Raw genomic sequence first — 5,880 nt, 5'->3', positions numbered from 1 at the left:
GGTGCTGCGGCGCACCGAGGAGCTGGTGGTCGTAGAGGCCGGTGGGGTAGGCTACGAGGTGCACCTGCCCGGGGTAGTGGCGCGGGCGCTGGCCGCCGCGCCCGCAGGAGAGGTGGCGCTGTACATCTCCTACCACGTGAGCGCCAACCAGCCCCGCCCCCTGCTGGTGGGGTTCCTGCGAGAGGTAGAGCAGGAGTTCTTCGAGCGGTTCATCACCGTGGACGGGCTGGGGCCCACCAAGGCGGTGAAGGCCATGGCCCACCCCGTGCACGTCATCGCCGACGCCATCGAGCGCAAGGACATCTCCTTCCTGCGGCGTCTGCCCGGAATCGGGGAACGCACGGCCGAAAAGATTGTGGCTACCCTCCGCGGGAAGATGGCCAAGTACGCCCTGTTGCAGGAAGAAGAGGTGGTCCCCACGCCGCGGGCGGAGGACCTCCGGGCGGAGGTGCTGGAGGTCCTCACCCGGCAGCTTGGGCACCGCCAGGCAGAGGCCAAACGGATGGTGGAGGAGGCGCTGCGGCGCAATCCCGGCATCAGCACCGCGGAGGAGCTCTTCCAGGAGGTGTACCGGGTGCAGCGGCAAGAGGCGTCCCTCTCTCCTCCAGGCGAGGGCGGCGAGCCCTCAGGCCGTGAGGTCCGGTCATGAGCCGTGAACGGATCACCCCCGAGGTCGCGGCCGAGGAGGAGCGCTTCATCCGCAGCCTGCGGCCGCAGCGGCTGGACGAGTGCATCGGGCAGGGAAAGGTCTTCGATGGGCTGCGCATCAGCATCCAGGCGGCAAAGGAGCGGCGCGAGCCCGTGGACCACATCCTCCTGCACGGCCCGCCGGGTTTGGGCAAGACCACCGTGGCCGGGGTGGTGGCCAACGAGATGGGGGCCAACTTCATCTCCACCTCCGGACCGGCTCTGGAGCGGGGCGGCGACCTGATGGGTATCCTGACCAACCTGGAGCGCGGGGACGTCCTCTTCATCGACGAGATCCACCGGCTGCCGCGGGCCGTGGAGGAGCTTCTGTACCCGGCCATGGAGGATTTCTGCGTCAACTTCGTCATCGACAAGGGCGTGCACGCCCGCACCCTGCGCTACCAGTTGAAGCCGTTCACGCTGGTGGGGGCCACCACCCGGGCGGGGCTGCTCTCCTCCCCGCTGCGGGAACGCTTCGGCATCGTGCACCACCTGGACTTCTTCCCGGTGGAGGATCTGCAGCAGGTGGTGCTGCGGTCGGCGGCCATTCTGGGGGTGGCCATCACCGCGGAGGGGGCCCTGGAGATCGCCCGCCGCGCCCGCGGCACCCCTCGCATCGCCAACCGCCTGCTGCGCCGCGTGCGCGACTTCGCCCAGGTTCGAGCCGACGGCCGGATCAGCGGCGAGGTGGCGCGACAGGCCTGTGAGTTCGAGGGGGTGGATGAAGCCGGGCTGGACGGGCTGGACCGGGGGCTGCTGCGTGCTCTGGTAGAGGTCTACGGCGGCGGGCCCGTGGGGATCGAGGCGCTGGCGGCCACGTTGAACGAGGAGCCGGAGACCCTGGAGGAGGTGGTGGAGCCGTTCCTGCTCAAGCGCGGCTTCCTCTCGCGCACGCCGGCCGGGCGGCGGGCCACCGCCGCGGCGTACCAGCACCTGGGGCTGGCGCCTCCCGAGCGGGGCCAGGGGCAGCTGTGGTAAATCTTCTTTGGTGGGGAATGCTCATGGCGGGGAAGGCCCTGTGGGAGAGCTGAGCCTCATCGGCCGGATGCTGGTGGCCTTTGGCGTCCTGCTCATCGTGGCGGGCCTGCTGGTGGGGGCGCTGGGTAAGGTCGCCGGGGGGAGGGTGCCCCGTCTCCCGGGAGACATCCTCATCCAGCGAGGGAACACCATCTTCTACTTTCCCATCGTCACCAGTTTGCTCCTCAGCCTGATCCTGACGCTGCTGCTTACGCTGGTCTTCCGGCGGCCCTGACCGATTGCCCGTGCCCCGCTTCCTCGCTGCCACCGCTGCTGCCGCCACGCTGGCCGTCGTGGGCGGGATGGCGTGGATGCCCGGGGCCGCGTCCCAGGTGGGCGCGTCGACGGCCCAGCTGGTGCGCGTGGGCATCCTCCTGGGGCAGGAGGCCATCCCCATTGTCTCCGAGGGCGCCATGGAGGCGGGGGATGTGGCGGCGCAGGCGGTGGTGAGGCTTCCTCCGGGGACGTACGAGTTCCGCCCCGCCCCCCAGGGCATTGAAGGCGCCGGGACGCGCTTCGGTCCTGTGCTCCGCCTGCGGTCCCAAGTCGGCTGGCTGGCAGCGGGGCCGCGGCGCTACCGCGGCGTGATTGAACTGCGCCGCACACCTCAGGGCCTTACCGCCATCAACGAGCTCTTTGTCGAGGAATACCTCTACGGCGTGCTGAAGATGGAGGTGGACCCGCGCTGGCCGGTAGAAGCCCTTAAGGCCCAGGCGGTGGCCGCGCGGACGCTGGCCCTTTACAGCCTGGGGCGGTTTGCTGCGGAAGGCTACGACCTACGGGCGACCACTGACTCCCAGGTCTACGCGGGGATGAACGCCGAGGACCCGCGGACGACGGCGGCGGTGGAGGCCACGCGCGGGGTGATCATGACCTACGGCGGGCGGCCCGTCTTCGCCGCCTTCCACGCAGATTCCGGCGGCACCACTGAGAGCAGCGAGTTTGTCTGGGGACAGCCCTACCCCTACCTGCGGGGGGTGGCTGACCCTTACGGCCAGGACGCGCCGTACCGGGAGTGGCTCAGCCGCATCGACCTGCCCACCCTGGAGGCGCGCCTGGCGAACGCGGGGAGGCCGCTAGCGGGGATCTCCGCCGTAACGGTGACGGCCACCAGCCCCTCGGGGCGCGCCCTGACGGTACGCCTCAGAGGGGCGGGGGGGACGCTGGAGCTGCGGGCGGTGGACCTGCGGACGCTGCTGGGCGTGACCTTCCTGCGGAGCACCCTGTTCACTGTGCGCCCGGCCGACGACGACTCTCCCGCTGTGGAGTTCTGGGGACGCGGCTCCGGTCACGGCGTGGGGATGAGCCAGTGGGGTGCCCGCGGCCAGGCGCTGCTCGGTCGGGCCTACCCGGACATCCTCGCCTTTTACTACCAGGGCATCCAGCTGGAGACGCGCTGAGTCGCTACGCGCCTTCCACCCTGGTCCAGCCGCGGGTCTGAGGGGTCCACGCGGCCAGGGGACGGTCCATGAAGTCGTTCTCCTCCACCGTGTACCCGGCCGCTTCCAGGCGGCGGCGAGCCTCCTGGTAGTAGCGGTAGTCCACCTGGAACGTGCCCCGGCGCAGGGGATTCTGGTAGCCGCTGATCCCCGCCAGGAGCTTCTTCAGGTTGTCTGCGTCCTCCGGCGCAGCGACGATGTCCACCGCCTGGTTGACCGTGCCGCAGGCGCGGACCGTCCTGCCCTGGACGCGCTCCACCGGGCGGCCCGCTGCGTTGGCGGCGGAGACGAAAACGTCCAGGTGCTTCCCCGGCGTTGTCGTGCTGGCGGCGGGCGCCCCTGCCGCCGCCTGCGCCGCTCGTTGCGCCTTCAGCGCCTCCACCCGGGCCCGGGCGGCAGCGATCTTCTCCTGCGGTGTGAGCTCTCGTTCCTCCGGCATGCGCACCCTCCGTCCGACCGCCGTCATTGTAGCAGATGGCGCATATTGGAAGGTGGGGTGCGCCGTGCAGGCGAAAGACTCCAGGGGCCGCGCAGAAAGAAGGAGGCCGGGATGAATCAGCAGCAGTTGTCGGCGCTGATCCCGCTGTTGATCTTCGTGCTGTTCTTCTTTTTCTTCATCTGGCGGCCCCAGGCCACTCAGATGCGGCGGCGGCGGGAGATGCTGCGGAACCTGCGCGAAGGGGATCGCGTGCTCACGGTGGGCGGCCTCTACGCTACCATTGAGAAGATCAAGGACGATGAGCTGACCCTGGAGCTGGCACCCAACGTCAGGGTGAAGGCGGAGCGCGGTGCGGTGCAGGCTGTGCGCGGCCGGCAGCAGGCCAGGGCCAGCCAGTAGCAGCGGCTACGGTGCGGTGACCGATTCCCCCTTCGCCAGCTACCTGGAGATGGTGGAGCGGGTGGGCGCGCTCCTGGCTCTGCCGCAGAACGACCTCAAGCCGCTGCGAGCGCCCAAGCGCTCCATCATCGTCACCCTCCCCGTGGAGATGGACGACGGGCGGGTGGAGACCTTCACCGGCTACCGGGTGCAGTACGACACCGTGCGCGGCCCGGGCAAAGGCGGCATCCGCTACCATCCCCACGTCACCCTGGAGGAGGTTCAGGCGCTGGCCGCCTGGATGTCGGTGAAGTGCGCGGTGGTGGACGTGCCCTTCGGCGGGGCCAAGGGAGGAATCGCCGTGGACCCGGCCCGCCTCTCCCGGCGGGAGCTGGAGCGGCTCACCCGCCGGTACACGGCGGAGATCTTCGACATCATCGGGCCGGACCGGGACATCCCCGCCCCCGACGTGGGCACGCACCCCCAGATCATGGCCTGGGTGATGGACACCATCAGCATGAAGCGGGGCTATGTGGAGCCGGGGACGGTCACCGGCAAGCCTGTGGCCCTGGGCGGCTCCCGCGGCCGGGAGGAGGCCACGGCGCGCGGGCTGCTGGAGGTGGTGCGCGCCGCCTTCCGGGTGCTGGGGCTGGGCCTGGAGGGGGCGCGCGTGGCCATCCAGGGCTTCGGCAACGTGGGCGCCAACACCGCCCGGCTGCTGCATGCGGCGGGTGCGCGGGTGATCGCCCTGAGCGACGTCCAGGGCGGGGTATACGCCCCCGGGGGCCTGGATCCCGAGGCGGCGGTGCGGCACGCGCGGCAGACCGGCAGCGTGGTGGGCCTGCCCGGGACTCAGCCTCTCAGTAATGCCCAGATGCTCACTCTGGAGTGCGACCTGCTGGTGCCGGCGGCGCTGGGCGGTCAGCTCACCACGGAGAATGCCCCCACCGTGCGCGCCCGGGTCGTCGCCGAGGGGGCCAACGGGCCCACCACCCCGGAGGCGGATGCCATCCTGCGGCGGCGCGGCGTCTTTATCCTTCCCGACATCCTGGCCAACGGGGGTGGGGTGGTGGTCTCCTACTTCGAGTGGGTGCAGGACCGCTACGGCTATTTTTGGAAGGAGGAGGTCGTCCGCGAGCGCCTGGCGGAGAAGATGCAGCAGGCCTTCCACGACGTCCTGGCCGTGGCGGAGCGCTATCATGTGGACATGCGCACTGCCGCCTACGCCCTGGGGGTGCAGCGCATCGTGGAGGCCCGGCGGTTGCGTGGCCTCTACGCCTGAGCGGAGGGAGGATTCTGGAAGGAGCATGGCAGCCACAAGCCCGCGCAAGGGGCGGCCGGCGGCGGGGGAGGCCGGTCCGCCGCCAGCCGTAGAGGTCAGACCCGCCGTCCTGCCGGAGGAGGTGAAGCGCCACCCTGCGGTGGTGGCCTACCTGGAGAAGGCCAACGAGTACACCGGCGCCATCGGCTACACAGAGCACGGGACGCGCCACGCCAACCTTACGGCCAGCATCGCCTACAACATCCTCAAGCGGCTGGGAGCCGAGGAGCGGCAGGCGCAGCTGGCGGCCATCGCCGGTTACCTACACGACATCGGCAACCTGGTAGGGCGGAAGAACCACGAGTACGCCGGGGCGGTGCTGGCCGACCGCATCCTGGAGGAGCTGGGGATGGATCCCACGGAGCGGGCCATCGTCATGGGCGCCATCGGCAACCACGAGGAGCCCCACGGGGAGCCGGTGAGCCCTGTGGGCGCGGCGGTGATCCTCTCCGACAAGTCCGACGTCCACCGCACCCGTGTGCGCAACCCTGATCCCACCACCTTCGACATCCACGACCGGGTCAACTACTCCGTGGAACACTCCTTCATGAGCGTGGATGAGAAGAGCCGCACCATCACCCTGGAGCTGACCATCGACA

At 70.1% G+C, this 5,880-nt stretch carries 8 protein-coding genes; 7 read left to right on the top strand and 1 reads right to left on the bottom strand.

Annotated elements, in window-relative coordinates; genetic code table 11:
• The 4 genes from ruvA to QN152_13540 all read left to right on the top strand — a co-directional run.
• Window positions 1–649 (top strand): Holliday junction branch migration protein RuvA (ruvA, locus tag QN152_13555; GenBank protein MDR7540530.1); only part of this gene is annotated, 649 nt, incomplete at its 5' end.
• Complete coding sequence (gene ruvB, locus QN152_13550; protein ID MDR7540529.1) at window positions 646–1,665, top strand: Holliday junction branch migration DNA helicase RuvB; 1,020 nt, start codon at window positions 646–648, stop codon at window positions 1,663–1,665. The genes ruvA and ruvB, both read left to right, overlap by 4 nt.
• Window positions 1,666–1,705: 40 nt before the next feature.
• Window positions 1,706–1,939 carry a DUF2905 domain-containing protein gene (locus tag QN152_13545; GenBank protein MDR7540528.1) on the top strand — a complete coding sequence of 78 codons (234 nt, stop codon included), beginning with the start codon at window positions 1,706–1,708 and terminating at the stop codon, window positions 1,937–1,939.
• A 10-nt stretch (window positions 1,940–1,949) separates the two neighbouring features.
• Window positions 1,950–3,104, top strand: a complete 1,155-nt coding sequence (locus QN152_13540; protein ID MDR7540527.1) for a SpoIID/LytB domain-containing protein — start codon at window positions 1,950–1,952, stop codon at window positions 3,102–3,104.
• A gap of 4 nt (window positions 3,105–3,108) precedes the next feature.
• Here QN152_13540 and QN152_13535 read toward each other — a convergent pair whose 3' ends face one another.
• Window positions 3,109–3,582 (bottom strand): hypothetical protein, encoded by a 474-nt coding sequence (locus tag QN152_13535; protein MDR7540526.1) that lies wholly within the window; start codon window positions 3,580–3,582, stop codon window positions 3,109–3,111.
• 111 nt (window positions 3,583–3,693) lie between these two features.
• Between QN152_13535 and yajC the strand changes: the two genes are divergently transcribed.
• The 3 genes from yajC to QN152_13520 all read left to right on the top strand — a co-directional run.
• A complete protein-coding gene (gene yajC / locus QN152_13530; protein ID MDR7540525.1) occupies window positions 3,694–3,981 on the top strand; it encodes a preprotein translocase subunit YajC in 288 nt (95 codons plus the stop codon).
• 16 nt (window positions 3,982–3,997) lie between these two features.
• Entirely contained in the window at window positions 3,998–5,242 is a 1,245-nt protein-coding gene (locus QN152_13525) for a Glu/Leu/Phe/Val dehydrogenase (protein ID MDR7540524.1), read from the top strand.
• 25 nt (window positions 5,243–5,267) lie between these two features.
• The coding region (locus QN152_13520) for an HD domain-containing protein (GenBank protein ID MDR7540523.1) at window positions 5,268–5,880 on the top strand (613 nt) is incomplete at its 3' end.

This window comes from Armatimonadota bacterium, from assembly GCA_031459715.1.
Taxonomy (GTDB): domain Bacteria; phylum Sysuimicrobiota; class Sysuimicrobiia; order Sysuimicrobiales; family Humicultoraceae; genus Humicultor; species Humicultor tengchongensis.
Note: the sequence above shows the minus strand (reverse complement) of the source record. Positions and strands in the feature narration are given on the sequence as shown.

Coding starts and splice junctions, on each gene's coding strand:
- ruvB (MDR7540529.1), top strand. CDS start 646: ATGAGCCGTGAACGGATCACCCCCGAGGTCGCGGCCGAGGAGGAGCGC.
- QN152_13535 (MDR7540526.1), bottom strand. CDS start 3,582: ATGCCGGAGGAACGAGAGCTCACACCGCAGGAGAAGATCGCTGCCGCC.
- yajC (MDR7540525.1), top strand. CDS start 3,694: ATGAATCAGCAGCAGTTGTCGGCGCTGATCCCGCTGTTGATCTTCGTG.